We start from the raw sequence: 25,551 nt of genomic DNA, 5'->3' as shown, positions 1-25,551 counted from the left end.
CACTTCGCGTTTCCGGGCTCCTACTTTGACGCGCAGGGCCGAGAACCGCCGGCGATGCCTCCCATCGCGACGCGACGGAACCGGACGGCCCGCTTCCGGAAGGTGGAGCGAAAGCGCTTGCCCCTTCCACAGCAGGAGGAGACGCACATCATGCGCTCTTTGAAGACTCTCAGGACCGCAACCCTCACGACACTTCTGATCACTGTTCCACTCGCCGGCGCCCATGCCGCCGGACATCACAAGGGCGCCCTCGACGCCAGCGACCCGACCGACATGACCAGTCCGCGCGTGACCGGCCTGATCGAGCAGGTGCGGGGCGTCGAACAGGGCATCACGGATGCGCGCGAAACGAAGGGCATCTCGACCTCGGAAGCGCGGTGGCTGCATCTGCGTGCGGCGCATATCGGCCAGGCCGCCGAACGGGTCGCCGCTTCGGACCATGGCCGGATCCCGGCCGCGCAATATCACGATCTGCTGCGCCGCCTCGACAATGTCGATCAGAGGCTGATGTCCGACACCGGCAGCGGCTTCATGATCGGTGATGGCTCCGACGGCGGGAATTATCCGAACGGCTGAGATCCGCTCTGATATCTCCAGGAATGAGGAAGGGACTGTCTGACGCCCCCGGATCTGGCTCCGAGGGCGTCTTTTTTGTCACCAGCCCAGCCACAGCGCAGCGAGGCCCAGCACCGCCGGCACGGTCTGAATATAGAGGATCTTCCGGCTGGCAGTCGCCGCGCCATAGAGGCCGGCGACGGCGATGCAAAGCAGGAAGAACACCTTGATCTGGAATCCCGCCGCGCCGAGATAGAGGCCCCAGATCAGCCCCGCAGCAAGGAAGCCGTTGTAGAGCCCCTGATTGGCGGCGAGCACCTTCGATGCGCTGGCGAAGTCCGGCTTGAGGTTGAACGCCCTGTGCCCGCGCGGTGTGTCCCACGCCACCATCTCCAGATAGACGATAAAGAGGTGGATCAGGGCCACCAGCCCGACCAGGATATTGCCGATCATCTTAGTCTCCCCTCCATGGCGGTGTTCCACCGTCAGCCAGCATTCCACGCACCAGCTCACCGGCGCAAGCTGCATAGCCACCTTTGAGGGTTGCCAATCCTGGCGCGTTGGTATCTTTTCCCGCGGTCCAAAACGCGGAACCTGTCATGTCTTTTCAGAAGCTCGATGATCTCGGCCACAAGCTCGAAGCGCTGGAACATGCGCTCGCTATCCTCGGCGCCGACGAGGCGACCCACATGGCCGTCGGCGGCGGCGAAAGCGCGCCGAAGCGATGTCTTCGCTTGCCGGCATGCTGCATATCAGGGCTACCGCGCCGGAGATCGCCGACTGGCTCGCCGCTGCAGAAGCTGAAGCGCTCAACGAGGAGCAGCAAGCGGCGGTTCGGGAGTTGCGCCGGCAATACACCAACCTGACCTGCCTGCCGGTCGAATTCGTCGAGCGCCAGACGGTAGCGCGCATGCGCTCGGAGCAACTCTGGCGCGACCTGCGCGCCAAGAACGACTGGGCCGGATTCCTGCCGGCGCTCGAAAGTGTCATCGCGCTGGTGCGCGAGGAAGCCGCCCTGCGCGCCGACGCGCTCGGCCTCGATCCCTACGACGCGCTGATGGAGCAATACGATCCTGGCAACCGCGCCGCCGACATCACGCCGGTCTTCACCGAGCTGAAGACATTCCTGAAGGGCTTCGTGCCGGAAGCCCTGGCCGCGCAGGAAGCGCGCCTGGCCAGGCATCCCGTGAAGCCGCTCTCCGGCAGCTATGCGATCGACCGGCAGCGCGAGCTTGGTCTCGCCATGATGGCTTCGGTCGGCTTCGACCTCACCCACGGTTCTCTGTCCGTATCGCACCATCCCTTCTGCGGCGGCGTGCCGAGCGACGTGCGCATCACCACCCGCTACAAAACGTCCGATTTCCTGTCGGCTTTGATGGGCGTGCTGCACGAGACCGGCCACGCGCTCTACGAGCAGAACCTGCCGAAGGCCTGGGCGCACTGGCCGCTGGGCAAGGCGCGCGGCATGGCGGTGCATGAAAGCCAGAGCCTGTTCGTCGAAAAGCAGATCGGCCGCAACCCCGAATTCTGGCGCTGGGCGCTGCCGGTGGTGGAAAAGCATCTCGGCGAGGCCTGGTCGCTGGACGACATCCTGCTGCATGTGCACCGGGTCGAGCGCGGCCTGATCCGCGTCGACGCCGACGAGGTAACCTACCCGCTGCATGTCATCCTGCGCTACGAGTTGGAGCAGGAGCTGGTCTCGGGGCGGCTGCAGGCGGCCGACCTGCCCGAAGCCTGGGACGCCAAGATGCGGGAGTATCTTGGCCTTTCGACCATCGACAATCCAGCCGACGGACCGATGCAGGACGTGCATTGGCCGGGCGCCGCCTTCGGCTATTTCCCGTCCTATACGCTGGGCGCCATGATGGCGGCGCAGCAATGGGCTGCGCTGACGCGCGACCATCCTTCAGCCGACAGCGATCTCGCCAAGGGCAATTTCGCCGCCATCAATGACTGGCGCCGCGACAAGATCTGGTCGCAGGGTTCGCGCTGGTCGACGCCCGAACTGCTTGAGCGCGCCACCGGCGAAAAGCTCAACGCCGCGTATTTCACCGAGCATGTCCGCAAGCGGTATGGTCCCGCCTGATTGCGGGTTGCTACTCCGCGGCACCCCTGAAGGCGCTTGCTCCGGTTTCGAACTGCAGCTTGGCCAGCCTTGCATAGATTCCGCCCTTGGCGACCAGGCTCTGGTGCGTGCCTTCCTCGACGATGCGGCCGCCATCCATGACCAGGATGCGGTCGGCCTTCAGCACGGTCGCCAGCCGGTGGGCGATGACGATGGTGGTGCGGCCCTGCATCAGCCGTTCCAGCGCGGTCTGCACCAGCGTTTCGCTTTCGGCGTCGAGCGCCGACGTGGCTTCGTCGAGCAGCAGGATCGGCGCGTCGCGCAGGATGGCGCGGGCGATCGCCACGCGCTGGCGTTGGCCGCCGGACAAGGTGACGCCGCGCTCGCCGACCTGGCTATCGTAGCCCTTGTCGAGCCTGAGGATGAATTCGTCGGCCAGCGCTGCCCTGGCGGCGGCCTCGATCTCGGCATTCGTCGCGCCCGGCCGGCCAAAGCCGATATTGTCGCGCGCGCTTGCCGCAAAGATGGTGACATCCTGCGGCACGATGGCAATGCGCTCCCGCACTTCAGCCGGATCGGCTTTGCGCACGTCGACACCGTCAATGGCGATGCGGCCGGTTTCGGGATCGTAGAAGCGCAGGATCAGCGAAAAGACGGTGCTCTTTCCGGCGCCCGACGGGCCGACGATCGCCACCGTCTCGCCGGGCTTGACCTGAAAACTCAAGCCGTGGACGGCGGCACGGTCCGGCCTTGCCGGGTAGGAGAAGGAGACGTCGTCGAAACTGATCGCGCCTGTCGCCTTGGCGGGCAGCGGCAGCGGATTGGCCGGCGGTTGAATCGCCGGCGTCTCGTCGAGTATCTCGGTCAGCCTTTCGGCCGCACCCGCCGCCTGGGCAAGCTCGCCCCAGACTTCCGACAGTGCGCCCAGCGCGCCTGCGGCAAACACGGAGTAAAGCAGGAACTGGCCGAGCGTGCCGGGCGACATCGTGCCGGCAAGCACGTCACGCGAGCCGAACCACAACACCGCCACGACCGAGGAAAAGATCATGAAGATGGCAAAGAAGGTGAGCAGCGAGCGGGAGAAGATCGACGAGCGCGCCGCCTGGAAGGCGGCTTCCACCGCGGCCGAGAACCGCCCGGTGACCAGCGTCTCGTTGGTGAACGCCTGCAGCGTGCGCACCGCGCCGATCTGCTCGCTGGCATAGGCGGTCGCTTGCGCCAGCGTATCCTGCGCCTGCCGTGACCGGCGCCTCACCGAACGGCCGAACGCGACCAGCGGCAGCACGATGAGCGGAATGGCCGCGATCACCAGGCCCGACAGTTTCGGGCTGGTGACGACCATCATCGCCACAGCGCCAAGGCCGAGGATGACGTTGCGCAACGCCACGGAGGCGGTGGCGCCGACGGCGGATTTCACCTGCGTGGTGTCGGCGGCAAGCCGCGAGACGATCTCGCCCGACTGGGCGGTGTCGAAGAAGGACGGCGAAAGCGTCGTGACATGCGAAAACACGTCGCTGCGGATGTCGGCAACGACCCGCTCGCCGAGCGTGATGACGAAGTAGTAGCGTCCGGCCGACGCCGCCGCCAGAATGGCTGCCATCGCAACCAAAGCGGCGAAATACTCGGCGATGAAGACGGTGCCGGAAGCACTGAAACCGTGATCGATCATGCGCCGCACGGCCAGCGGCAGCGCCAGCGTCGTCGCCGCGGCGATGGCGAGCGAAATGAGGGCGCCTATGACCAGTTTGCGGTAGCGGAATATGTAGGGATATAGGCGCCTGAGCGGCCCGAGCGAGCGCCTGCGCCCGTCTTGCTCGCCGCTGATGTCCGCCATGACCGTTTCCTCTGGCCGCTCCAGGTGGGCGCGTTCAATATGCGCCTGCCGTGGCCTTGTGATTCAATTCCGGCTGATGTATAGGCTCGCCGACCGTTTTAGAAGCCGTGGCTTTTCAATAGCTGCGGCTTCGAGTTTTAAAAAGGGGCGCATCGACGCAGGCCGCGGGCCCGTCTGTAGCGCCGCAAGCCAGGAAGCACGACAATGAAGGCCGATATCCATCCCGACTACCACACCATCAAGGTCGTCATGACCGATGGCACCGAATACTCGACCCGTTCGACCTGGGGCAAGGAAGGCGATACGATGAACCTCGATATCGACCCGACCACGCACCCGGCCTGGACCGGCGGCCAGCAGACCCTGCTCGACCGCGGCGGTCGCCTGTCGAAGTTCAAGAAGCGCTTCGAAGGGTTCGGCCTTTAAGCCTATCGGCTTTCGCAGATCAGGAACCCGCCCTTGTGGCGGGTTTTTTGTTCAGCGGATCGTGGCGCGGACGAAATCGCCTTTGATGACGATCGAGGGTTTGGCACCGGCAGTGTTGGCAAGCGAACTGTCGACGAAGGACGCCGACGCGGTCACCGAGCAAGCTACGCCACGGGCGACGAGCGAGGATTCCGCGGTCGCGGCGGCGGTCGACGCGCTGATGCGGTCAAAAGAACTCTACAGGGACGTTGACCTCAACCTCGGCCGTATCGCCAGGCGCCTCGGCCTGCCGGCGCGGCAAGTGTCGTCGACGGTCAACCGCATCCACGGATCGAGCGTGTCGCAATATGTCAACGACCAGCGCATCGGCGAAGCCTGCCGCCTGCTGGCGGCCAGCGACGAACCCATCACCCGCATCATGTTCGACGCCGGGTTTCTCAGCAAATCGAACGTCAACCGCGAGTTCCTGCGCGTGACAGGCTTGAGCCCGAAGGCTTGGCGGCTGGAGCATCGGGCCGTCGAAGCGAAATCTCGCGGCCATGCCGTTGCCAGGCGAGACAAAATGAAGGCGGGCGACACCGGTCAGGCGCCGACTAATTCCCGCAGCGCCATGCGCTTGTAGGCGGCGACCAGCCTGTCGCCCTCCTGCCGGTCGACCGAGATCGCCAGCCGCACGGCAGCCTCGCCCATCTGCCAGACAAGGAAGGCCGTCGTCTCCAGCGCCACCGGATCGGCACCGGGATGCAGCCGCTTCAGCACCGTGGTCAGGAATTCGGCATTCGCCCGGCTGTCGGCAAGTTCGAGCTGGCGCAGCGCCTTGTCAGCCTGGGTGCCCGACCAGATGTCGCGCATCACCGGCTCGGCCAGGAACAGCTGGTAGTAGATATCGACCAGCTCCGAAAACGCCTGCCGCAGGCCCTCGGCGTCGACGACATCCTTGAGCGCCGAGGAGATGCAGGCCTGGCTTTCGGCGGTGTAGCGCTCGGCCAGCGCCCAGACGATCGCCCGCTTGTCGGGAAAGAACTGGTAGAGCGAGCCGATCGACACCGCGGCCCGTTCCGCCACCTCGCCCATGCGCATGGCGTCGCTGCCTTGCTCGGCAATCAGCGCCGAGGCTGCGGCCAGCATGCGCTCGACCCGCTCGCGGCTGCGCTGCTGGGTGGGCGCCCGTCGCGGCGATGCGACCTGCTCCTGGGCAGATGCGGGCGTTGCTGTGTCTTCCATGACGGCCTCCGGCCTCGACAAAATCTGCCAACAAACGGCTTGACTCCCAAAATACGAGGGTTTATCACGTTTTGCAAATGTGAGGATTACTCATGTTTGTAAACAAAGGAAACCCACAATGACCGACACCAAACCAGTCCTGATCCTCGGTGGCACTGGCAAGACCGGCCGTCGCCTCGCCGAGCGGCTGACCTCACAGGGCATTCCCGTGCGCATCGGCTCGCGTTCCGGCAGCCCCCGCTTCGACTGGGAGGTTCCGGCGACCTGGGAGCCTGCCATGCAGGGCTTGGGCGCCGTGTACATCAGTTACTATCCCGACATCGCCGTGCCGGGCGCCGCCGAGACCGTCGGCGCCTTCGCCAGGCTTGCGGTGGCAAATGGCGTCACCCGCATAGTGCTGCTCTCCGGCCGCGGCGAGACCGAAGCCCAGCGCGCCGAAGAGATGGTCAAAGCCTCGGGCGCTGACTGGACGATCCTGCGTTGCGCTTGGTTTTCGCAGAATTTCAGCGAAGGTTTTCTCGTCGAGTCCTTGCGGCAAGGCGAAGTGGCTTTGCCTGTCGGCCCTGTTGGCGAGCCCTTCGTCGATGTCGACGACATCGCCGATGCTGCCTTCGTTGCGCTGACCGAACCGGGTCATGTCGGCCAGCTCTATGAGCTGACCGGGCCGCGGCTGCTAAGCTTCGCCGACGCGGTTGCCGAGATCGCCAAGGCGACCGGCCGCGACATCGGCTATATCAAGAGCTCGCATGACGAATTCACCGCCGCGACGGCGGCATACGAACTGCCGCCCGAAATCGCCTGGCTTCTCAACGAGCTGTTCACCGAAGTGCTTGACGGCCGCAACGAGACGCTGACCGACGGCCTCCAGCGTGTGCTCGGCCGCGCGCCGAAAGACTTTTCCGCCTACGCAAATGAAACCGCTGCAACCGGCATCTGGAGCAACTGAGATGATCAAGCTTTTTCCCACCCTCACCATCATCGCTGCAATCGGCTCGGGCGTCGTCGGCGGCGTGTTCTTCGCCTTTTCCAACTTTATCATGGCGGCGCTTGCCCGGCTGCCGGTCCCCCAAGGCATCGCAGCGATGAATTCGATCAACATCACGGTGATCACGCCCACCTTCATGACGGCGCTGTTCGGCACCGGCCTGCTCTGTCTGGTGCTTATCGCCGCCGTTCTCATGGGGTGGAGCCAGTCCGGCTCATACTGGCTGCTTGCCGGCGCCGTGATCTATTTGATCGGCAACCCGATCGTGACCATGGTCTTCAATGTGCCGCTCAACGATGCGCTCGCCGCCGTCGACCCGGCCAGCGCCGATGGCGCAGCCGTGTGGGCGAACCATCTGAATCAATGGGTGATGTGGAACCACGTCCGCACCATCACCGCCATCGTGTCGATGGCCAGCTTCATCTTCGCATTACTCTGAAGAATGGCACTCCGAAATGCAGAAGACCTCGCCTCAAGCGGGGTCGTTTTGCGTGTGACCCTTGTGGTCGGAATGGCCTAGATCCCGGTCCGGATCGATGACGTCGCGCACCAGCTGCTTGAGCCTGGCGGCATCGGGAAAGCCGCCGTCGCGCTTGCGGTCCCAGATCAGCACATCGTTGCAGGAAACGGTGAAGATGCCGCCTGTGCCCGGCACCAGCGTCACTTCACCGAGATCCGTGCCGAAGGTGGAGAGCAGCTCCTGCGCCATCCAGCCGGCCCGCAGCAGCCACTGGCACTGCGTGCAATAGGTGATGCGGATGATGTGCAGCTCGCTCATGTCGGATTGAGTTCCGCCAATGTCCTGGTCGATCATGCCGCGCTGAGCTTGGCCATGGTCTCGTCGTCAACCTCGAAATTGGCGTAGACGCTCTGCACGTCGTCATCGTCCTCGAGCGTTGCCACCAGTTTCATCAGCGATTGCGCCCGCTCTTCGTCGACCGGGACATTGTTCTGCGGCTGCCAGATCGGCTTCACCGATTCGGCCTCGCCAAGCGAGGCTTCCAGCGCCTTAGACACTTCGCCCATACTCTCGAACGCGCAGTAGATGGTGTGGCCTTCCTCGTCGGACTCGACGTCATCGGCGCCGGCCTCGATCGCCGCGTCCATCACCTTGTCGGCGCTGCCGGCGGAGGCCGGATAGTAAATCTCGCCGGCGCGGTTCCACATGAACGACACCGAGCCGGTTTCACCAAGCGCACCGCCGGCTTTGGTGAAGGCGGCGCGCACGTTGGAGGCCGAGCGGTTGCGGTTGTCAGTCAGCGCCTCGACGATCAGCGCCACGCCGCCTGGCCCATAGCCTTCATAGCGCACCGCTTCGTAATTCTCGGCATCGCCCATCGACGCCTTGTTGATGGCGCGCTGGATGTTGTCCTTCGGCATCGACACCGCCTTGGCGTTCTGGATGGCCAGGCGCAAACGCGGGTTCATCGATGGGTCGGGCGTCCCGCTCTTGGCGGCGACGGTGATTTCGCGCGCCAGCTTGGAAAACATTTTCGACCGCACCGCATCCTGGCGGCCCTTGCGGTGCATGATGTTCTTGAACTGTGAATGGCCAGCCATGGCACCCCTGTCGTCTTCGGCTAGAGCATCCCGAAGCGAGGTGGTCTCACCTCGTCTTCCCGGGTACTCGAATTCAAATTTCAGAGCCGTCTAAGGTGCAACGCGATGGATGCACGGCGTTCTCTGTCGGAATGGCCGGCTTATAGATAAATCGGCTCAATTCGTCCAGCCGCGCCGGTTCAGCCCTCCAGATCGGATTTCAGCCGGTCGATAATGCTGAGCGCATGGCCGGCATACTGGCTGATCCAGCGGTCGTGGATGTGCTTGATCGGCAGGGCGTTGAGATGGTTCCAGCGCTCTCGCCCTTGGCGCTTTGCCACCACCAGTTCGGCTTCTTCCAGCACCTTGAGATGCAGCATGACGGTGCAGCGATCGATGTCGGGAAACGCCTCGCACAACATGCCGGTCGTCTGCGGCGCATCCTTCAGCCGATCCAGCAATTCGCGACGGCGCGGATGCGCCAACGCCTTGAAAACGTGATCGTCCGCGGTTTGGCTTGACATGTTATGTTTCTATAACATATCGTCGAGCCAATCAAGGAAGGAGCTGTGGATATGTCTCTTGGATTCAGAGTTTCCGGACGCATCGGCAAACCGGTCGCAGAAGTCTTCGACGCAGTCGTCAATCCGGAGAAGCTCAGCGGCTATTTCACCACCATCGGCGGCGCCAGCGGCCCGCTGGAAGCCGGCATCGGTGTCGTCTGGTGGGGAAAAGTGCCGGTCGAGGTCGATGAAGTGGTCAAGGACAGCCGCATCGTGTTGCGCTGGGATGCCACAGATGCCGAGGACAGGCCGGCCTACAAGACACGCATCGAGATGAACTTCGAGCCGCTGGACGATGGCGGCACCCTTGTGACCATTGCTGAATCCGGCTGGCCGGAAGGCGTGGTCGGCCTGCAGAAATCCTACCTCAATTGCGAGGGCTGGTCGCAGATGCTGGCTTGCATGAAGGCCTATGTCGAATACGGCATCAACCTGCGCGACGGCTACTACCGCGGCGAGATGAGGGGCGAGCCGGCCAACGAGACAAACAGATGAACCGCGCAACGGAGCCCGCAATGACCGCGAAAATGACAGGTGGAATCAACATCGCCATGAAAGTCCCGTCACATCAGTACGAGGCGACGATCGCCTTCTATCGCGACGTCGTCGGCTTGAATCCATTCACCGCCAAGACGCCGGCCATCGGCTTCGAGCTTGGCCCAAACCGTCTGTGGATCGACGAGGCGCCGATGCTGAGCCAGGCCGAAGTCTGGCTTGAGCTTTTCACCGACAATTCTGCAGCCATTGCGGATCATCTCGCCAAGGCCGGCGTCGTCCGTTGCGACGCGGTCGAGCCCCTGGGCGAAGGCTTTCGCGGCTTCTGGATCGCCAACCCGGCCAGCATCGTTGACATGGTGCGCGAGCCTGACGCCTGGTGAGCGCAAACCGGACAAGGAAAGGAGCATCGATGGAAATTCACAAAACGCCGACTGCCGAAGCCGGCATGCTGATCAGGCGGCCGGTCGCCGAGGTCTTCGAGGCGATCGTCGACCCGGCCATCACCACGAAATTCTGGTTTACCCACAGTAGCGGCCGGCTGGATAGCCGCAAAGAGGTTCACTGGGAGTGGCGCATGTACGGGGCCTCGGCGATGGTCAATGTCAGCGAGATCGTCGAGAACAAGAAGATCGTCATGCAATGGAGCGATCCGCCGACCACTGTGGTCTGGACATTCACGGAGATGCCCGGCGCCGAAACGCCTGACGGTGCGACCTTTCTTGAGGTCAGCAATTTCGGCTTCGCCGGCACCGCCGACGAGCAGGTCAAGCAGGCGGTCGGCTCGACCGACGGCTTCGCACTGGTTCTTGCCGGCGCAAAGGCATGGCTGGAACAAGGCCTGTCGCTTGGCCTGATCGGCGACCGTTATCCGAAGGGCGTGCCGGGGCGCTAGGATCGCCCCGATCGCCCAGCCTCAATGCCCACCGCTGGATTTCTTCCTTCGCCGCGCCAGCATGTTGAGGCCCTCGACCAGGGCGGAAAAGCCCATCGCGGCGTAGATGTAGCCCTTCGGCACATGATAGCCCATGCCGTCGGCGATCAGCGTCATGCCGATCATCAGCAGGAAGCCCAGCGCCAGCATGACGATGCTCGGGTTCTTGGCGATGAAATTGGCCAGCGGCCCGGCCGCCAGCATCATCACGCTCACCGCCACGATCACGGCGATGTACATGATGGCAATCTCGTCGGTCATGCCGACGGCGGTGATGATCGAATCGATCGAAAAGACGAGATCGAGCAGCAGGATCTGGAAGATGGCGCCGGCAAGCGAGATCTGCAGCGTCTCGCCCATCATCGTATCCTTGTGGTCGTCGGGATCGACGGTGTGGTGGATTTCCTTGGTCGCCTTCCAGACCAGGAACAGGCCGCCGGCGATCAGGATCAGGTCGCGCCAGGAAAAGCCATGGCCGAACGCTGTGAACACCGGCGTCGTCAGCTGCACGATGATGGAGATGGTTGCGAGCAGCACCAGCCGCATGATCAGCGCCGCCGAGATGCCGAGACGCCGGGCGCGGGCGCGCTGCGCTTCCGGCAATTTGTTGGTCAGGATCGAGATGAAGATCAGATTATCGATGCCGAGCACGACCTCGAGCACGATCAGCGTCAGCAACGCGACCCACGCGGTTGGATCGGAAACAAATTGAAAATGCGGCGCCAGGAATTCAACGAGCTGCATGGAGGTCGTCCCCTCTACGATCTAGAGCAGTTTCGTCGCCAGTTAGGTACTATATTCCACCATATCAATGTCACGACCAGAAGGATGGCGCGGTTTCTTCAAGCCGAGGCCCGCGGCGAAACGGCGCGATCTTTTCGGCCAGGCCCGTCCGGTCGGAAATGTCGACGCCGACGCCGCACAATGTCGCCGGTCCGGTGGCCGCCTCGAAGCGGCCTTTCGGAACTTTCGACAGGAAGCGGTTGAGCGGCTCTTCCTTGTCCATGCCGAGCGAGGAATCATAGTCTCCGCACATGCCGGCATCGGACATGTAGCCGGTGCCGCCATTGAGGATCTGGTGGTCGGCCGTCGGCTGGTGCGTATGGGTGCCGATGACGAGGCTGGCGCGGCCGTCGACGAAATGCGCGAAGCACATTTTCTCCGAGGTCGCTTCGGCATGGAAGTCGATGACCACGGCATCGGCCTGCTCGCCCAGCGGACAGGCGGCCAGCTCGCGCTCGCCAGCCTGGAACGGATCGTCGAGCTCGGGATGCATGAACACCCGGCCCATGATGTTGGCGACCAGCACGCGCGCACCGTTTTTGGCGATATAGACGCCGGAGCCGCGCCCCGGCGTTCCCTTGGGGAAGTTGGACGGGCGCAAAAAGCGCTCCTCGCGCGGCGCGAAGATCAGTGCGTCGCGCTGGTCCCAGACATGGTTGCCGGTGGTGACGACATCGGCACCGGCGGCGATGGTGTCGCGAAAAATGTCTTCGGTGATGCCGAAGCCGCCGGCGGCGTTCTCGCCATTGACGATGACGAAGTCGAGTTTGAAATCCGAGATCAGGCTGGGCAGTTGTTCCCGCACCGCCGTACGTCCCGATTTGCCCACCATGTCGCCCAGGAAAAGAAGTCTCATGCCCACTTCTATCCAGAGGCACGGACGCTAGGCAAGCGCTACCCGGGCGATTGGCGCTAACGCCGGCCGAAAGTACCACGCTGCTGTTGAGACGGCTTTGCGCTCGCGCCCGCGACGCGAACTGCCGAAGGTATCATCGGTGACGCCGGCGGTGCGGTGCGTCCGCGCAGCCAGAAGAACCACACGTAGAAAACAGTGAACCCACCAGTAGCGGCCAGGAGCAACAGCCCGCCGCGCCAGCCCTTCATCGCCGCGGTATCGAGGATCGATGGATTGGCAGGGTTGTAATACAACTCCACCGCGTCGCCTTTCGACGCCGTGTAGAGGCCGATGTCCTTTCCCTTGCCGGACCACGTCATCGGTGCATCGTTCGCGACATAGGTGACAGCGACGTTGATGCCTTTCGTGGTGAGGCCATTACCCTGGGCTTCGCTGTAGGAACTGACATCCGTCACTGTGGCAACCGTCTGATGCCAGGCGAACTGGTGGTGCAGGGCCGTTCCGGAAATGTGCAATGCCATCGCGAACAGCGTCACCGCTATGAGGACGAACGGCATCAGCAGGAAGCGTGCGAAGACAAACATGATGGCCGCCATCGGCTCGGACTGTGTTGCCGGAATACTATCCGGCACGTCTTGGAAACGCGTTAAGCGGGATCGCGGTCTTTTAAGCGATATCGAAGCGGCGCAAACCGCTCTCGGTCAGTATTTCCGGGATGATGACGTCGTGCGCCTCATCCGGCACCAGACCCACCTCCTGGCAATCGAAGGCGATGCCGATCAGTCGTGGCGGCTGGCCCTTGTCGATCAGCTTGGCGATGGCGCGGTCGTAATAGCCGGCGCCATACCCGATGCGATGACCGCGGCTGTCGAAGGCCGCGAGCGGCACCAGCATCACCGCGGGATCGAGAACCTCGGCCTCCGCATGCGGACCGACCGTGCCAAAACCCATCTCGACCATCGGCGCGCCGCGCACCAGTTCGCGAAAGACGATGGTGGTCTTGTCGAGGATGGCCGGCAGGCAAAGCCTGGCCCCCTTCTCGCGCAAGGCGAACATCAGCGGCCTGATGTCGACTTCCGATCGCATCGGCCAGAAAGCTGAAACGATCTGACCCGGCTCGATGGCGAGGTGGTCGCGCGCCGTCTCGGCCATCTCAAGCGCGATCTCCACCCGCCACAGCGGATCGAGCGCATCGCGGCGGCCGAGTGCCTCGAGGCGCAGCTGCTTTTTCAGGGCTTTGGGAGATGTCATGCGCGGACGATAGAAAAGGTCGGATCTGGGTGACGTTTCATGAGCGACGTTTTCTACCACATCATCCGCCAAACTGGGCGGATACAGGTAAGTGACGATCCACACAACCGGTGGAGAGAGCGATCCCGGGAACCTACAAAGTAGGTGGGCGCCGTATGAGAAAACCCACGGGTCTTCCCAGGGACAGCTCCCTAAGGATCGTTAAGGCCCCGGGGAAAATGTTCTCCTGCCGGGAAGCGCAGACCGCCAAGCCCAATATAGGCGGCTGGTCGGTCAAGCGCTAGTGACATGAGCCGATGTTTCCATTTCGATCTCACACGCTTGCGTCGCAGCCGGCTCGCCCTTGCACAGGTCAAGCAGCGTCCTTACGGTCGCGCTCACCAACCGAGGAGCAAGTATGCGTTTCGAAGGCACGGCGGCCTATGTCGCCGACAAGGATCTGATGGTGGCGGTGAACGCCGCGATCGCGCTGGAGCGGCCATTGCTGGTCAAGGGCGAGCCGGGCACCGGCAAGACCGAGCTTGCCCGCCAGGTGGCATCGGCGCTCGGCCTCGACCTGATCGAATGGCACGTCAAGTCGACCACCCGTGCGCAGCAGGGACTGTATGAATATGATGCTGTCTCGCGGCTGCGCGACAGCCAGCTCGGCGATGCCAGGTTCAACGACATCAAAAACTACATCAAGCGCGGCAAGCTCTGGGACGCCTTCGCGGCTGGCAAGAAGGTCGTGCTGTTGATCGACGAGATCGACAAGGCCGATATTGAATTCCCCAACGACCTGCTGCAGGAACTCGATCGAATGGAGTTCTTCGTCTACGAAACCGGCGAGACGATCCGCGCCGCTGTGCGCCCCATCGTCATCATAACCTCCAACAATGAGAAGGAACTGCCCGACGCCTTCCTGCGCCGCTGCTTCTTCCACTACATCCGCTTTCCCGATGTCGAGACGCTGCACAAAATCGTCGACGTGCACTATCCCGGCATAAAGCAGAATTTGGTACGGGCAGCCCTCACCCAGTTCTACGAGATCCGCGATGTGCCGGGGCTGAAGAAGAAGCCGTCGACCTCCGAGGCGCTCGACTGGATCCGCCTGCTGGTCGCCGACGACATCGCACCCGAGGATTTGCGCGCCGATCCGAAGAACGCGCTGCCCAAGCTGCATGGCGCGCTGTTGAAGAACGAGCAGGATGTGCATCTGTTCGAGCGCCTGGCGTTCATGGCGCGAAGGCAGGGGTGAGGATCGGCGGTTAGCTAACAGCTATGAGCACGCTTCCGCAGCTTACTCGGCGGGAGCAAACCCTCTCTCCTGCGGCGCGACGCGTTTCGGTCCGAAGATGACGAAACCGATGACCGACAGGGCAAGAACGCCGATCCCGCAATAGAGCATGACCCAGCCGAAGCCATTGACCAGGGCGGCATGCACGATGGCGCCGGATGGGTCGAGGGTTGCGAGCTTCGGTGTCCTCTGCGCAAGGCCCTCCAGATTGCCGGTGGCGATCCTTTCCGCCAGCGCCCGCAACTCGTTCGGCTCCAAAGCCGCGCCGAGTGTGGTCCGCAGGTGGGAAACGATCCCCTGCGTCAGCAACAGGCCGAGCACCGCAATGTTGATGGCGAGCGTGATCAGGCGTGCGCTGATATCGATGCCGGACGCCATGCCGGCGCGATCCGGCGACACCGCGCCGGTCGTGGTGTTGGTGGTCGGCGAATTGGTGAGACCGATGCCGATGCCGGCAATCAGCGTGCCGGGCAGCATGGTCAGCCAGGTGGCGCCCTCGAGCCCGGAGCCGATCCACATGGCGATGAACCCGATCCCCAATGTCAAAAGGCCGAGCGGGATGGCAGTCCGCGCTTGATAGCGCGCGCGCAGCCGCTCGGCGATCGGCGGCATCACCATGAAGGGCAGCGTGTAGACGAGCAGCAGCAGGCCGGTCGTCGTGCTGTCATAGCCAAGCACGCCCGAATAATAGATCGGCAGATAGATGATGAATGGCCAGTAGCTGAAATTCATGCCGATGGCGCCCATGATCGCGCCGGAAAACTGGCGGATGCGGAACACGGAGAAATCGAACATCGGATAGGGATTGACCCTCTCGGCGACAAGGAAAGCGATGAACGCAGCCACGGAGGCTGATATCACGCCGATGCGGGCGCTGGTCCCGAGATCCGCACCCTGCGTGATCAGATAGGAGAAGCCGAAGACAGAAGCCGACAGCGTCAGCATGCCGGCCCAGTCGAGTTTCTGGGCATTGTGATCGCGCGATTGCGTGACGCCGGCGCCGATAAAGGCGAGCGCCAGGATCGCCAGCGGCACGTGGATGAGGAACACCCATTGCCAGTTCGACAGCGCCACGATCAAGCCACCGATGGCGGGCCCGAAACCGAGCCCGATGCCTGAGACGACGCTCCAGGCGACGAAAGCCTTGCCGCGTTCGCGGCCGTCCTGGAACTGATGCGACAGCACGGCGACGCTGCAGGTCAGCATCGCGCCGCCGGCGAGACCTTGCAGGAAGCGGGCGGCGATCAGCAGCGCCGCACTCGGCGCTAGGCCGCACAGCAGCGAGGCGAGGCCGAAGGCGACGGTGGTGATCACCATCACGCTCTTGCGGCCGAAACGGTCGGCCAATGTCCCCGTCGCCATAAGCACCGTCGTGCAGGCGATGGTGTAGGCATTCATGATCCACTGCAAATCCCTAAAATTGGCGGCGAGCACGCTTTCCAGTTTCGGCAGGATCACCGGCACGCTGGAGATTTCGAGCCCGAACAAGAGCGACGCCAAGCACACGCCGGTGAGCGCGATGGTGTTTCGTTGAATTGGCATATCGATCTCTTTCCATCCGAGCAGGAGGCGCTCTTCAAACCGCGACCAGTTTGACATAGAGGAGACTTGACCATGAAAAAAGACTATGCTCGGCTATATCAGAAATGACAAAACGGAATGATTGGCCCAATGGAGTGCTGCGATGACCAGTCTTGATGTGGACGCCGTACGAACCTTCGTGATGGTGGCCGATCTGCAGAGCTTCACCCAGGCGGCATTGGCGCTGGGCAGCACGCAGGCGACGATCAGCGTCAAGCTGCGCCGTCTCGAGGAGAAGCTCGGCGCGCGATTGATCGAAAGAACGCCGCGCCGCGTCAGCCTGTCGGCACGAGGCGCCGTCTTCCTCCCCGCCGCGCGCGACTTCCTTGCCGCGCACGAGCGCGCCATGGCGGAGTTTGCGTCAGCACCATGCCGGCTTGCGCTCGGCTTTGTCGATCATGCCGCCGGTCCGGCGCTGTCCATTCTGATTGCCCAGCTCCATGCGCACGATCCATCGCTGACGCTCAGTTTGAGGATCGACACCAGCACGGTGCTCAAGGAAGCTTTCGATCACGGCGAGCTCGATGCAGTCATCGTGCACCGCGAAGGCGACAGCCGTCCTGGCCGGACCTTGTCGCGCAACCACTATGGCTGGTTCGCAGCACCTTCCTTCGAGTGGCAGCGCGGAACGCCGTTGCGCCTCGCGCTCTTAAGCACCGTGTGCAACTGTCCGGACCGCGTGCGGGCGGTCGAGGCGCTGGACAAAGCAGGCATCGCCTGGGAGGAGGCCTTCGTCGGCGGCGGCGGCGCGGCCGTCAACATTGCGATATCGGCGGGCTTTGCCGTTTCGGCGCTGGCTCACTGCGTCGCTCCGCCCGGCCTGATCGAGGTTGGCCGCAAACTTGGTCTTCCATCGCTTGACCCTTCCGAAGTGGTGCTGCATTCGCACAATCTGGCGCCGCGCGCGCGCGACGCGCTGCAGATGCTGGCGACCGCATTTCGCGAGTACAGTTCGCCGGTGGTATAGGCGAAGCTGCACCTGATCTGATTCCGCCGGAACGGGTCATGCTTTGGAGGAACCGAAATGACCGAGATCACCGTCCGCCCGCTGGCGCTGGCCGACCATGCCGACTGGCGGCGGCTGTGGACTGCCTACCTCACCTTCTACGAGACCAAGCTGCCGGACGAGGTCTACGACATCACCTGGAAACGACTGTTCACGGAAGGTGAATTCGAACCGAAGGGGTTTATCGCCACGCTTGACGGCAAGGCGGTCGGCCTGACCCATTATCTCTATCACCGCTCCGGCTGGTCGGAGAAAAACAACTGCTACCTGCAGGACCTGTTCGCCGACCCTGATGTGCGCGGCAAGGGCATCGGTGCGGCCCTCATTGAAGCGGTCAAGCAGGAAGCCGGCAAGATCGGCGTCAAGAACGTCTATTGGATGACCCACGAAACCAACGCCACAGCGCGCAAGCTCTACGACCATGTCGCGCGGCGGACAGGGTTTATCGAGTATGATCTGCTATGATGCGAGCGCGATCGAAATAACGCGGAAGGAGCCGAATGATCCGCTATGTCGGAATCCTGGATGGCAGTGACGGCGTTTGGGGAGTGCGGATGCCCGATCTCGCCGGCTGCCACGGGGCCGGCGCAAACCCGGCTGAAGCGATAGCCGATGCCGCGTCGGCTATGCGCGAATGGGCGGAAGCCCGCATCGCAAAGCACTTGCCCATGCCCAACCCACGTACTGTGGCAAATCTTCTGCAATCCGGCGAAATCGACAGTGCCCGTGGCGACTCCGCCGTGACCGTTCGGCATAGATAACGGCCAACCATGTTCCTCCCCTTCTTTCTCGAACTAAAGGCCGCGCGGGTTCCCGTTTCGCTCAGGGAATATCTGTCGCTGCTGGAAGGGCTGGAGGCCGGGCTGGTCGACTATGACGTCCAGGGTTTTTATTACCTCGCCCGCGCCGCGCTTGTGAAGGACGAACGCCATATCGACCGCTTCGACCAGGTGTTTGCGCATGTCTTCAATGGGATCGAGGCGCTCGCCGGACCGGATGCCGTCGATGTCGCCAACATCCCTGAGGAATGGCTGCGCCGGCTCGCCGAAAAGCACCTGACCGAGGAAGAGAAGAAACTGATCGAGGCGCTCGGCGGTTTCGACAAGCTGATGGAGACACTGAAGCAGCGGCTGGAGGAGCAGAAAGGCCGCCACCAGGGCGGCTCGAAATGGATTGGTACCGGCGGCACCTCGCCTTTCGGCGCCTATGGCTACAATCCCGAAGGCGTGCGCATCGGCCAGCATGAAAGCCGCAATCGCCGTGCGGTGAAAGTCTGGGACAAGCGCGAGTTCAAAAATTTCGACGACGCCGTCGAGCTCGGCACCCGCAACATCAAGGTGGCGCTGAAGCGCCTGCGCCGCTGGGTGCGCGAGGGTGCGGAGGAAGAGTTCGACCTGCCCGGCACCATCCATGCCACCGCCGAGCACGGCTATCTCGATGTGCAGACGCGACCCGAACGGCGCAACGCCGTGAAGCTCTTGATGTTCTTCGATGTTGGCGGCTCGATGGACGACCACATCAAAAGCGTCGAGGAGCTGTTTTCGGCCGCCCGCGCCGAATTCCGCCGGCTCGAATATTTTTACTTCCACAACTGCCTTTACGAGGGCGTCTGGAAGGACAACCGGCGCAGGCATGCCGAGGCCATCCCGACCTTCGATCTGCTTCACAAATACGGCCCCGACTACAAGGTGATCGTCGTCGGCGATGCCTCGATGAGCCCTTACGAGATCGCGCATCCCGGCGGTTCGGTCGAGCATTGGAACCCGGAAGCCGGCAGCGTCTGGCTTGGCCGCCTCATCCAGCAATGGCCGAATGCGGTCTGGCTGAACCCCGAAAACCAGAAAAACTGGGGCTTCACCCATTCGATCGCGATGATCCGCGATCTCTTCGGCGGCCGCATGTTCCCGCTGACGATGGGCGGGCTGGAAGCCGCGACCAAGCAGCTTTCACGCAAGCATTGATATGAGAGGAAAACCGATGACCTGCTTTCTTTGCCCGCAATGCGGCGTCCAGTTCGCGGCAACGCAGACCCCTCCAGAAAATTGCCCGATCTGCGAGGACGAGCGGCAATATGTGCGCTGGGAAGGCCAGGCCTGGATCACTGGGGAAGAACTCTCTGCCGGGCATAGGCTTGTGATGAAGGACGATGCCGGCGTTCTCGCTTTCGGCATCGAGCCGCGCTTTGCTATCGGCCAGCGGGCGCTGCTGGCGCAGACGCCGCACGGCAATGTGCTGTGGGATTGCATCTCGATGGTGAGCGACGAGGCGGTAGCCGAAATCAACCGTCGCGGCGGCCTGGCCGCGATCGCCATTTCGCACTGCCACTATTATTCGGTGATGGTCGAGTGGAGCGAGGCGTTTGGCGGCGTGCCGATCTATCTCCATGCCGACGACCGCCAGTGGATTATGCGGCCGCACAACGCCATCGTCAGCTGGGCGGGCGAGACGCTGGCCATAAACCCGTCGCTGACACTCGTGCGTTGCGGTGGCCATTTTGCCGGCGGCCAGGTGCTGCATTGGAAACGCGATGACGGTAACGCCCTGCTGTCCGGCGACATATTGCAGGTGACGCCGACGCGTCGCCATGTCAGCTTCATGTACAGCTATCCGAACTACATTCCGCTCAATGCGCCGGCCGTGCGACGCATCGCGGCGGCACTTGAGCCTTTCGAATTCGACGACATCTACGGCGCGTGGTGGCAGCAGAACATCATCGGCGACGCAAGAACGGCATTTCATGCGTCGATCGCCCGCTATCTTCAGGCGATTGGGTAGGAGCTCGGCTGAAAATGCGAGCAAAACACGTAACAAACGCCTATCTCTAAGCGAATATAGCTTGCAACCAACAACAAGCCGCCAAGGCTGAGGAGATCAAATGGACACCCACACCTACCCTGTCACGCGCACCGACGCCGAATGGCGCGCCCGCCTGACGCCCGAGCAATATGCGGTCATGCGCGGCCATGGCACCGAACGGCCCGGAAGCTGCGCGCTGCTCTACGAAAAGCGCGCCGGCACCTTTTCCTGTGTCGGCTGCGACCAGCCGCTGTTCGAATCCAAGCTCAAGTTCGAGAGCGGCACCGGCTGGCCGAGCTTCAATGATCCGGTGCCCGGTTCGGTCGAAAACACCGTCGACCGCAGCTACGGCATGGTCCGCACCGAATGCCACTGCGCCCGCTGCGGCAGCCATCTCGGCCATGTCTTCGAGGACGGCCCGCCGCCGACCGGCCTGCGCTATTGCATCAACGGCGTGGCGCTGAAATTCGAGCCGGCGGCTTAAGCCGCGGCTTGACCACCATCTTCAAAGGGCGGCTTCGGCCGCCCTTTTTCGTGTGAATCTTCTCAGACAACCACCACCAGGATCAGCCAAAGCGTAGCCCCGAGCGTCATCAACGAAGCCTTGGCGCCACTGGATTTTTCCGTGGTTCGCCAGACGGCAAAGGTCAGAAAGATGTTGTAGGGCACGGGCGCGAAATGCACCGCCAGGACGACGGCGAGCGGCAGCTTCAAGCCGAGCAGAATGAGCGCGGCCACCGACGAGGTGATGTTGATCGCCGTGCCGACAAGGACTAGATCGCGCCAGAACAACCGCTCGACCGGAACCGCGCCTTGCCAGCGCGAGCCGAAGAAGGATCCGATGCTTTGCACCAACACCTAATAGCTATCCCTCTCTCAGCACGTCGGTGACGGCGCGCTCGAAGCGCGAGCATTCCGTCACCAGCCAGTCGGCCATGGCCGGCCAGTTGTCCTCGGCATAGCAGTTCACCCGCCACATCGAATTGATGCCGAGGGCCTCGCAGCTCTGCTCCGGCCTGAGCTTCAGCCTGTCTTCGATTGCCGGTTGGAACGGCTTCAGCCGCGACCAGACCCCGGTCGCGCCGAACTTCTCGTTACGGCCGAAAAAGACGCCAACTTGGCTTTGCGCCGGCGCGACATACATGGACAGGACCAGAGCGAAGTCGGGCAGCCCGCGCTGCCAGAACCAGGGTCCGCGCCGCGCCATGGAAGCGCGTTCCTCCGGATGCCGTTCGGCGAACAGCGCCCAGAAGCTGCGTTGGCGGAATTCAGAGGCGCGGCGGGCGCCGAAGTCGAATTCGCTCATGGTTCGATGCCCGTTCCAGCATCATTCCTTGGCCCGAGACTGTTTCGAAATTCGCTCTGGCGATATCAGCCGGAGTAGAATTTCCAGACAGCCTTACACCATGCCGAGCGCGGCCTTGTAGAGATCGAGGATGGTTTCCTCTTCCTGGCGCTCGGCCTGGTCCTTCTTGCGCAGCCGGATGATCGACCGCATCGCCTTGGTGTCGAAGCCGGTGCCCTTGGCCTCGGCGAACACTTCCTTGATGTCGTCGGCGATGGTCTTCTTTTCTTCCTCGAGCCGCTCGATGCGCTCGATGAAGGCGCGCAACTGGCCGGCGGCAACAGTCTGGCTGGTATCTGTGATGTCGTCGGCCATGTTTTTTCTCCGCTACTTTTTAAGCACCGCGATTCTGGCGCGGTAAATTGGGAGCGGGTTCGATGCCCGAGCAGGCGCGGCGGGTCAAGCCATTATCGATGCTCCATCAACGGCTGCTGCCAGCCGTCCCCAGTGTGATGGATCCGCGCGTCAGCCAAACGCGATCAACAGATCCTTCGCATCGATCTGATCGCCGGCCTTGACCAGCACTTCGGCCACTGTGCCGTCGCGCTCGGCATGCAGGGCCGTCTCCATCTTCATGGCTTCGATCGACAACAGCACGTCGCCGGCCTTGACCGCTTGGCCGGCGGCAACCGAAAGGGCGGAGACCACGCCCGGCATCGGCGCGCCGACATGCGCCTCGTTGCCGGGCTCGGCCTTGCGCCGAGCCTTGGCCGCCGAGGCGCCATGCGCCCTGTCCGGCACCCGGACACGGCGCGGCTGGCCGTTGAGCTCGAAGAACACGGTGACCATGCCCTTCTCATCGACGTCGCCGATCGCAAGGCAGCGCACCACAAGCGTCTTGCCTTTCTCGATGTCCAGGAAGATCTCGTCTTCCGACTTCATGCCGTAGAAATAGGTAGGCGTCGGCAGCACACTGACCGGCCCGTAGGTTTCCTGCGCGGCGGCGAAGTCGGTGAACACCTTCGGATACATCAGCCAGGAGGCGAATTCGTACTCCGAGAGCTTGCGCTCCAGCTTCTGCTCGATCTCCTTGCGGCTGGCCTTGAGGTCGGCTGGCTTGAGCAGCGAGCCCGGGCGCTCGGTGATCGGCTTGCTTTCCTTCAGTGCCTTCTTCTGCAGCTTCGCAGGCCAGCCGCCGGGCGACTGGCCGAGATCGCCGCGCAGCATCGAGACGACCGAGTCCGGGAAGGCGATGTCCTTGGCCGGGTTTTCGACGTCGGCAACCGTTAGATCCTGGCTCACCATCATCAGCGCCATGTCGCCGACCACCTTGGACGACGGCGTCACCTTGACGATGTCACCGAACATCAAATTGACGTCGTGATAGGCTTGTGCCACCTCGTGCCAACGCGTTTCCAGCCCGAGCGAACGCGCCTGCTCCTTGAGATTGGTGAACTGGCCGCCCGGCATTTCGTGCAGATAGACTTCCGAGGCTGGCCCCTTGAGATCGCTTTCGAAGGCCGCATACTGGTTGCGCACCGCTTCCCAGTAGAAGGAGATGTTGCGGATCCATTGCGGATCGAGGCCGGGATCGCGCTCGGTTCCCTTCAGCGCCTCGACGATCGAGCCCAGGCAAGGCTGCGAGGTGTTGCCGGAGAAGGAATCCATCGCCGCGTCGATGGCGTCGACGCCACTTTCCACGCCCGCCAGCACCGTCGCCGCCGACAGGCCTGACGTGTCGTGGGTGTGGAAATGGATCGGCAGGTCGGTGGCTTCGCGCAGCGCCTTGAACAGCACGCGGGCGGCGGCAGGCTTCAAAAGCCCGGCCATGTCCTTGACGGCGATGATATGGGCGCCGGCTGCCTGCAATTCTTTCGCCAACCCGACATAGTATTTAAGGTCGTATTTGGCGCGCGCCGGATCGAGGATGTCGCCGGTGTAGCAGATCGCCGCTTCGACCAGCTTGCCCTCCGCGCCCACCGCGTCCATGGCGACGCGCATATTCTCGACCCAGTTCAGGCAGTCGAAGACGCGGAACAGGTCGACCCCGCCGGCCGCTGCCTGGCTGACGAAATGTTGCACGACATTGTCGGGATAGTTGGTGTAGCCGACGCCATTGGCGCCGCGCAGAAGCATCTGCAGCAAAAGGTTGGGGGCCGCTTCGCGCACTTTGCTCAACCGCTCCCACGGATCCTCGGTGAGGAAGCGCATGGCGACGTCGAAAGTGGCGCCGCCCCAGCATTCCAGCGACAGCAGCCGCGGCAGCGCGCGCGCATAGGTACCGGCAATGCCGGCAATGTCATGCGTGCGCATGCGGGTGGCGAGCAGCGACTGGTGACCGTCGCGCATCGTCGTGTCGGTGACAAGCACCTCTTTTTGCTCACGCATCCAGGCAGCGAATTTCTCCGGCCCCAACGCGTCTAGCTTCTGCTTGCTGCCATCAGGCACATTGCCGTTGAGATAGGGCACGACAGGCGCTGCCGCATCGGTCTTGGGCATCGGTCGGCCGCGGGTTTCGGGATGGCCGTTGACGCTGACGTCGGCCAGATAGTTGAGCAGCTTGGTGGCGCGGTCCTGCCGCTTCACCTGCGCGAACAGCTCCGGCGTCGTGTCGATGAACCTGGTCGTGTAGGAATTGTCGGCGAAGCGCGGGTGGTTGATGATTGCCTCGAGGAAGGTGAGGTTGGTGGCCACGCCGCGGATGCGGAACTCGCGCAGGGCCCGGTTCATGCGGGCGATCGCCTCGGCCGGTGTCGGGGCCCAGGCAGTCACCTTCTCCAGCAGCGGATCGTAGAAGCGGGTGATGACCGCGCCCGAATAGGCGGTGCCGCCGTCGAGGCGGATGCCGAAACCGGCGGCTTCGCGATAAGCGGTGATGCGGCCGTAGTCCGGAATGAAACTATTCTCCGGATCCTCGGTCGTAATGCGGCACTGCAGCGCGTGACCGTTCAGCCTGATGTCGGCCTGCGCCGGCACGCCCGACTCTTTCGTGCCGATGGCAAAGCCGTCCAGTATGTGGATCTGCGCCTTGACGATGTCGATGCCGGTCACCTGCTCGGTGACGGTGTGCTCGACCTGGATGCGCGGATTGACCTCGATGAAGTAGAATTTGCCGGTGTCGGCGTCCTGCAGAAATTCCACCGTACCGGCGCCGATATAGCTGGTCTCGCGCGCGATCTTGAGCGCATAGCCGCAAAGCTCCTGGCGCAATGCCTCGCTGAGATAGGGCGCCGGCGCCCGTTCGACGACCTTCTGGTTGCGGCGCTGGATCGAGCAGTCGCGCTCGAACAGATGTACAGCGTTGCCATGCGTGTCGCCGAGCACCTGGACCTCGACATGGCGAGCGCGCTCGATCAGCTTTTCGAGATAGACCTCGTCCTTGCCGAAGGCGGCCTTGGCCTCGCGCTTGCCTTCCATCACCTCGCGGGCGAGGTCGGCTTCCGCGCGGATGGCGCGCATGCCGCGCCCGCCGCCGCCCCATGATGCCTTGAGCATCACCGGATAGCCGACTGTCTTGGCGAGCTGCTTGACTGCTTCCATGTCGTCCGGCAGCGGTTCGGTTGCCGGCACCACCGGCACGCCGACCTCAATGGCCAGATTGCGCGCGGCGACCTTGTTGCCGAGCCGGCGCATCGTGTCGGGCTTCGGCCCTATGAAAGTGATGCCGGCCTCGGCGCAGGCATCTGCGAATTCAGGGCTTTCCGACAGGAGGCCATAGCCCGGGTGGATGGCGTCGGCGCCGGACAGTCTGGCGACCCGGATCACTTCCTCGATCGACAGATAGCTTTCGATCGGCCCCATGTCCCTGGCCAGATGCGGCCCGCGCCCGACCTGGTAGCTTTCATCGGCCTTGAACCGATGAAGCGAATATTTGTCCTCCTCGGCCCAGATCGCCACGGTTTTGAGGCCGAGCTCGTTGGCCGCGCGAAAGACGCGGATGGCAATTTCGGACCGGTTGGCGACGAGGATCTTCGTGATGGCCAAGGAAGCAGGCTCCGGACAGGGTGGGGCAGAGGCATGATTAACGCGAAAATGCTGCAGTGCAACCAAAATCGGGGAGAGGTTAAACCGATTTAAATGCGATTCTAGCACCACCG

General features: G+C 63.1%; 30 protein-coding genes, 1 other RNA gene and 1 pseudogene. 16 read left to right on the top strand and 16 right to left on the bottom strand.

The features are described from left to right. The first annotated feature begins 150 nt into the window (after positions 1-150). Positions 151-576, top strand: a complete 426-nt coding sequence (locus NKI15_RS18335; protein WP_023747296.1) for a hypothetical protein — start codon at positions 151-153, stop codon at positions 574-576. 78 nt (positions 577-654) lie between these two features. Here the strand turns inward: NKI15_RS18335 and NKI15_RS18330 are convergent, their stop codons facing one another. Continuing rightward, a complete protein-coding gene (locus tag NKI15_RS18330; protein ID WP_023728634.1) occupies positions 655-1,008 on the bottom strand; it encodes a DUF1304 domain-containing protein in 354 nt (117 codons plus the stop codon). Positions 1,009-1,154: 146 nt separating this feature from the next. Between NKI15_RS18330 and NKI15_RS18325 the strand changes: the two are divergent. Further along, positions 1,155-2,641: pseudogene (locus NKI15_RS18325) on the top strand (carboxypeptidase M32). A 10-nt stretch (positions 2,642-2,651) separates the two neighbouring features. Here the strand turns inward: NKI15_RS18325 and NKI15_RS18320 are convergent. After that, positions 2,652-4,454, bottom strand: coding sequence for an ABC transporter transmembrane domain-containing protein (locus NKI15_RS18320; protein WP_023747298.1), 1,803 nt, complete (start codon positions 4,452-4,454; stop codon positions 2,652-2,654). A gap of 204 nt (positions 4,455-4,658) precedes the next feature. Here NKI15_RS18320 and rpmE point away from each other — a divergent pair, with 204 nt between their 5' ends. Continuing rightward, the gene (rpmE, locus tag NKI15_RS18315) at positions 4,659-4,880 is read left to right on the top strand and encodes a 50S ribosomal protein L31 (protein WP_023668748.1); all 222 of its coding nucleotides are present in this window, start codon (positions 4,659-4,661) and stop codon (positions 4,878-4,880) included. Between the two features lie 85 nt (positions 4,881-4,965). Beyond that, entirely contained in the window at positions 4,966-5,502 is a 537-nt protein-coding gene (locus NKI15_RS18310) for a helix-turn-helix domain-containing protein (protein ID WP_023704900.1), read from the top strand. Here the strand turns inward: NKI15_RS18310 and NKI15_RS18305 are convergent. Next, a complete protein-coding gene (locus NKI15_RS18305; protein ID WP_023704901.1) occupies positions 5,463-6,104 on the bottom strand; it encodes a TetR/AcrR family transcriptional regulator in 642 nt (213 codons plus the stop codon). The two genes, NKI15_RS18310 and NKI15_RS18305, sit on opposite strands and share 40 nt — an antisense overlap. A gap of 118 nt (positions 6,105-6,222) precedes the next feature. Between NKI15_RS18305 and NKI15_RS18300 the strand changes: the two genes are divergently transcribed. Both NKI15_RS18300 and NKI15_RS18295 read left to right on the top strand, forming a co-directional pair. Then, entirely contained in the window at positions 6,223-7,050 is an 828-nt protein-coding gene (locus tag NKI15_RS18300) for an NAD(P)H-binding protein (RefSeq protein WP_352886498.1), read from the top strand. A gap of 1 nt (position 7,051) precedes the next feature. Next, positions 7,052-7,528: an anthrone oxygenase family protein gene (locus NKI15_RS18295; protein ID WP_023747300.1), complete on the top strand. Its 477-nt coding sequence runs from the start codon at positions 7,052-7,054 to the stop codon at positions 7,526-7,528. Between the two features lie 33 nt (positions 7,529-7,561). Here NKI15_RS18295 and NKI15_RS18290 read toward each other — a convergent pair whose 3' ends face one another. From NKI15_RS18290 to NKI15_RS18280, 3 genes are all read right to left on the bottom strand, one after another. Continuing rightward, positions 7,562-7,867, bottom strand: coding sequence for an Rdx family protein (locus tag NKI15_RS18290; RefSeq protein ID WP_031196453.1), 306 nt, complete (start codon positions 7,865-7,867; stop codon positions 7,562-7,564). A 32-nt stretch (positions 7,868-7,899) separates the two neighbouring features. Next, complete coding sequence (locus tag NKI15_RS18285; protein ID WP_023668740.1) at positions 7,900-8,649, bottom strand: YebC/PmpR family DNA-binding transcriptional regulator; 750 nt, start codon at positions 8,647-8,649, stop codon at positions 7,900-7,902. A gap of 179 nt (positions 8,650-8,828) precedes the next feature. Beyond that, positions 8,829-9,152: an ArsR/SmtB family transcription factor gene (locus tag NKI15_RS18280; RefSeq protein ID WP_023668739.1), complete on the bottom strand. Its 324-nt coding sequence runs from the start codon at positions 9,150-9,152 to the stop codon at positions 8,829-8,831. Positions 9,153-9,203: 51 nt separating this feature from the next. Between NKI15_RS18280 and NKI15_RS18275 the strand changes: the two genes are divergently transcribed. From NKI15_RS18275 to NKI15_RS18265, 3 genes are read left to right on the top strand one after another with little or no spacing between them, the layout of a single operon-like run. After that, positions 9,204-9,686, top strand: a complete 483-nt coding sequence (locus tag NKI15_RS18275; protein WP_023704905.1) for an SRPBCC domain-containing protein — start codon at positions 9,204-9,206, stop codon at positions 9,684-9,686. 20 nt (positions 9,687-9,706) lie between these two features. Further along, positions 9,707-10,069 carry a VOC family protein gene (locus tag NKI15_RS18270; RefSeq protein ID WP_023704906.1) on the top strand — a complete coding sequence of 121 codons (363 nt, stop codon included), beginning with the start codon at positions 9,707-9,709 and terminating at the stop codon, positions 10,067-10,069. Positions 10,070-10,098: 29 nt separating this feature from the next. Next, the gene (locus NKI15_RS18265; protein WP_023704907.1) at positions 10,099-10,581 is read left to right on the top strand and encodes an SRPBCC family protein; all 483 of its coding nucleotides are present in this window, start codon (positions 10,099-10,101) and stop codon (positions 10,579-10,581) included. A 21-nt stretch (positions 10,582-10,602) separates the two neighbouring features. Here NKI15_RS18265 and NKI15_RS18260 read toward each other — a convergent pair whose 3' ends face one another. The 5 genes from NKI15_RS18260 to ssrS all read right to left on the bottom strand — a co-directional run bounded on the left by NKI15_RS18260 (position 10,603) and on the right by ssrS (position 13,758). Further along, complete coding sequence (locus tag NKI15_RS18260) at positions 10,603-11,364, bottom strand: TerC family protein (protein WP_023704908.1); 762 nt, start codon at positions 11,362-11,364, stop codon at positions 10,603-10,605. 70 nt (positions 11,365-11,434) lie between these two features. Beyond that, positions 11,435-12,259, bottom strand: a complete 825-nt coding sequence (locus NKI15_RS18255; protein WP_023704909.1) for a TIGR00282 family metallophosphoesterase — start codon at positions 12,257-12,259, stop codon at positions 11,435-11,437. Positions 12,260-12,315: 56 nt separating this feature from the next. Then, on the bottom strand, positions 12,316-12,843 hold the full coding sequence (locus tag NKI15_RS18250; protein WP_198020355.1) for a DUF3592 domain-containing protein: 528 nt from the start codon (positions 12,841-12,843) through the stop codon (positions 12,316-12,318). Between the two features lie 82 nt (positions 12,844-12,925). Then, on the bottom strand, positions 12,926-13,510 hold the full coding sequence (locus NKI15_RS18245) for a 5-formyltetrahydrofolate cyclo-ligase (RefSeq protein WP_023704911.1): 585 nt from the start codon (positions 13,508-13,510) through the stop codon (positions 12,926-12,928). A 92-nt stretch (positions 13,511-13,602) separates the two neighbouring features. Beyond that, a non-coding RNA gene (gene ssrS, locus NKI15_RS18240) (6S RNA) lies at positions 13,603-13,758 on the bottom strand. A gap of 149 nt (positions 13,759-13,907) precedes the next feature. Here ssrS and NKI15_RS18235 point away from each other — a divergent pair. Beyond that, entirely contained in the window at positions 13,908-14,747 is an 840-nt protein-coding gene (locus tag NKI15_RS18235) for an AAA family ATPase (RefSeq protein WP_023704912.1), read from the top strand. A 42-nt stretch (positions 14,748-14,789) separates the two neighbouring features. On the opposite strand, the gene NKI15_RS18230 is transcribed toward NKI15_RS18235, so the two are convergent. Further along, entirely contained in the window at positions 14,790-16,328 is a 1,539-nt protein-coding gene (locus NKI15_RS18230) for an MFS transporter (protein WP_023704913.1), read from the bottom strand. A 142-nt stretch (positions 16,329-16,470) separates the two neighbouring features. On the opposite strand from NKI15_RS18230, the gene NKI15_RS18225 reads away from it, so the two are divergent. From NKI15_RS18225 to msrB, 6 genes are all read left to right on the top strand, one after another. Continuing rightward, positions 16,471-17,334 (top strand): LysR family transcriptional regulator, encoded by an 864-nt coding sequence (locus tag NKI15_RS18225; protein ID WP_023704914.1) that lies wholly within the window; start codon positions 16,471-16,473, stop codon positions 17,332-17,334. Positions 17,335-17,391: 57 nt separating this feature from the next. Next, positions 17,392-17,838: a GNAT family N-acetyltransferase gene (locus tag NKI15_RS18220; protein ID WP_023668728.1), complete on the top strand. Its 447-nt coding sequence runs from the start codon at positions 17,392-17,394 to the stop codon at positions 17,836-17,838. Between the two features lie 35 nt (positions 17,839-17,873). After that, on the top strand, positions 17,874-18,134 hold the full coding sequence (locus NKI15_RS18215; RefSeq protein WP_050485875.1) for a type II toxin-antitoxin system HicB family antitoxin: 261 nt from the start codon (positions 17,874-17,876) through the stop codon (positions 18,132-18,134). 9 nt (positions 18,135-18,143) lie between these two features. After that, positions 18,144-19,334 (top strand): vWA domain-containing protein, encoded by a 1,191-nt coding sequence (locus NKI15_RS18210; RefSeq protein WP_023704916.1) that lies wholly within the window; start codon positions 18,144-18,146, stop codon positions 19,332-19,334. 16 nt (positions 19,335-19,350) lie between these two features. Continuing rightward, positions 19,351-20,148, top strand: coding sequence for an MBL fold metallo-hydrolase (locus tag NKI15_RS18205; RefSeq protein ID WP_023704917.1), 798 nt, complete (start codon positions 19,351-19,353; stop codon positions 20,146-20,148). Between the two features lie 100 nt (positions 20,149-20,248). Beyond that, a complete protein-coding gene (gene msrB / locus NKI15_RS18200) occupies positions 20,249-20,653 on the top strand; it encodes a peptide-methionine (R)-S-oxide reductase MsrB (protein WP_013529102.1) in 405 nt (134 codons plus the stop codon). Positions 20,654-20,715: 62 nt separating this feature from the next. Here the strand turns inward: msrB and NKI15_RS18195 are convergent, their stop codons facing one another. The 4 genes from NKI15_RS18195 to pyc all read right to left on the bottom strand — a co-directional run bounded on the left by NKI15_RS18195 (position 20,716) and on the right by pyc (position 25,438). Beyond that, a complete protein-coding gene (locus tag NKI15_RS18195) occupies positions 20,716-21,027 on the bottom strand; it encodes a hypothetical protein (protein ID WP_031196451.1) in 312 nt (103 codons plus the stop codon). Positions 21,028-21,034: 7 nt separating this feature from the next. Continuing rightward, on the bottom strand, positions 21,035-21,475 hold the full coding sequence (locus tag NKI15_RS18190) for a hypothetical protein (protein WP_023694568.1): 441 nt from the start codon (positions 21,473-21,475) through the stop codon (positions 21,035-21,037). 93 nt (positions 21,476-21,568) lie between these two features. Beyond that, positions 21,569-21,829, bottom strand: coding sequence for a DUF2312 domain-containing protein (locus NKI15_RS18185; protein WP_023668722.1), 261 nt, complete (start codon positions 21,827-21,829; stop codon positions 21,569-21,571). A 150-nt stretch (positions 21,830-21,979) separates the two neighbouring features. Continuing rightward, complete coding sequence (pyc, locus tag NKI15_RS18180; protein ID WP_352886494.1) at positions 21,980-25,438, bottom strand: pyruvate carboxylase; 3,459 nt, start codon at positions 25,436-25,438, stop codon at positions 21,980-21,982. Positions 25,439-25,551: the final 113 nt, after the last annotated feature.

The sequence above is a fragment of the Mesorhizobium sp. M0862 genome (genome assembly GCF_040319795.1).
GTDB lineage: Bacteria > Pseudomonadota > Alphaproteobacteria > Rhizobiales > Rhizobiaceae > Mesorhizobium.
The sequence above is the reverse complement of the archived record's forward strand: the minus strand, read 5'-3'. Positions and strand labels throughout refer to the sequence as shown.

Excerpts from the sequence above, each read along its gene's own strand:
- NKI15_RS18335 (WP_023747296.1), top strand. The coding sequence starts at position 151 with ATGCGCTCTTTGAAGACTCTCAGGACCGCAACCCTCACGACACTTCTG.
- NKI15_RS18330 (WP_023728634.1), bottom strand. The coding sequence starts at position 1,008 with ATGATCGGCAATATCCTGGTCGGGCTGGTGGCCCTGATCCACCTCTTT.
- NKI15_RS18320 (WP_023747298.1), bottom strand. The coding sequence starts at position 4,454 with ATGGCGGACATCAGCGGCGAGCAAGACGGGCGCAGGCGCTCGCTCGGG.
- rpmE (WP_023668748.1), top strand. The coding sequence starts at position 4,659 with ATGAAGGCCGATATCCATCCCGACTACCACACCATCAAGGTCGTCATG.
- NKI15_RS18310 (WP_023704900.1), top strand. The coding sequence starts at position 4,966 with ATGACGATCGAGGGTTTGGCACCGGCAGTGTTGGCAAGCGAACTGTCG.
- NKI15_RS18305 (WP_023704901.1), bottom strand. The coding sequence starts at position 6,104 with ATGGAAGACACAGCAACGCCCGCATCTGCCCAGGAGCAGGTCGCATCG.
- NKI15_RS18300 (WP_352886498.1), top strand. The coding sequence starts at position 6,223 with ATGACCGACACCAAACCAGTCCTGATCCTCGGTGGCACTGGCAAGACC.
- NKI15_RS18295 (WP_023747300.1), top strand. The coding sequence starts at position 7,052 with ATGATCAAGCTTTTTCCCACCCTCACCATCATCGCTGCAATCGGCTCG.
- NKI15_RS18290 (WP_031196453.1), bottom strand. The coding sequence starts at position 7,867 with ATGAGCGAGCTGCACATCATCCGCATCACCTATTGCACGCAGTGCCAG.
- NKI15_RS18285 (WP_023668740.1), bottom strand. The coding sequence starts at position 8,649 with ATGGCTGGCCATTCACAGTTCAAGAACATCATGCACCGCAAGGGCCGC.
- NKI15_RS18280 (WP_023668739.1), bottom strand. The coding sequence starts at position 9,152 with ATGTCAAGCCAAACCGCGGACGATCACGTTTTCAAGGCGTTGGCGCAT.
- NKI15_RS18275 (WP_023704905.1), top strand. The coding sequence starts at position 9,204 with ATGTCTCTTGGATTCAGAGTTTCCGGACGCATCGGCAAACCGGTCGCA.
- NKI15_RS18270 (WP_023704906.1), top strand. The coding sequence starts at position 9,707 with ATGACCGCGAAAATGACAGGTGGAATCAACATCGCCATGAAAGTCCCG.
- NKI15_RS18265 (WP_023704907.1), top strand. The coding sequence starts at position 10,099 with ATGGAAATTCACAAAACGCCGACTGCCGAAGCCGGCATGCTGATCAGG.
- NKI15_RS18260 (WP_023704908.1), bottom strand. The coding sequence starts at position 11,364 with ATGCAGCTCGTTGAATTCCTGGCGCCGCATTTTCAATTTGTTTCCGAT.
- NKI15_RS18255 (WP_023704909.1), bottom strand. The coding sequence starts at position 12,259 with ATGAGACTTCTTTTCCTGGGCGACATGGTGGGCAAATCGGGACGTACG.
- NKI15_RS18250 (WP_198020355.1), bottom strand. The coding sequence starts at position 12,843 with ATGTTTGTCTTCGCACGCTTCCTGCTGATGCCGTTCGTCCTCATAGCG.
- NKI15_RS18245 (WP_023704911.1), bottom strand. The coding sequence starts at position 13,510 with ATGACATCTCCCAAAGCCCTGAAAAAGCAGCTGCGCCTCGAGGCACTC.
- NKI15_RS18235 (WP_023704912.1), top strand. The coding sequence starts at position 13,908 with ATGCGTTTCGAAGGCACGGCGGCCTATGTCGCCGACAAGGATCTGATG.
- NKI15_RS18230 (WP_023704913.1), bottom strand. The coding sequence starts at position 16,328 with ATGCCAATTCAACGAAACACCATCGCGCTCACCGGCGTGTGCTTGGCG.
- NKI15_RS18225 (WP_023704914.1), top strand. The coding sequence starts at position 16,471 with ATGACCAGTCTTGATGTGGACGCCGTACGAACCTTCGTGATGGTGGCC.
- NKI15_RS18220 (WP_023668728.1), top strand. The coding sequence starts at position 17,392 with ATGACCGAGATCACCGTCCGCCCGCTGGCGCTGGCCGACCATGCCGAC.
- NKI15_RS18215 (WP_050485875.1), top strand. The coding sequence starts at position 17,874 with ATGATCCGCTATGTCGGAATCCTGGATGGCAGTGACGGCGTTTGGGGA.
- NKI15_RS18210 (WP_023704916.1), top strand. The coding sequence starts at position 18,144 with ATGTTCCTCCCCTTCTTTCTCGAACTAAAGGCCGCGCGGGTTCCCGTT.
- NKI15_RS18205 (WP_023704917.1), top strand. The coding sequence starts at position 19,351 with ATGACCTGCTTTCTTTGCCCGCAATGCGGCGTCCAGTTCGCGGCAACG.
- msrB (WP_013529102.1), top strand. The coding sequence starts at position 20,249 with ATGGACACCCACACCTACCCTGTCACGCGCACCGACGCCGAATGGCGC.
- NKI15_RS18190 (WP_023694568.1), bottom strand. The coding sequence starts at position 21,475 with ATGAGCGAATTCGACTTCGGCGCCCGCCGCGCCTCTGAATTCCGCCAA.
- NKI15_RS18185 (WP_023668722.1), bottom strand. The coding sequence starts at position 21,829 with ATGGCCGACGACATCACAGATACCAGCCAGACTGTTGCCGCCGGCCAG.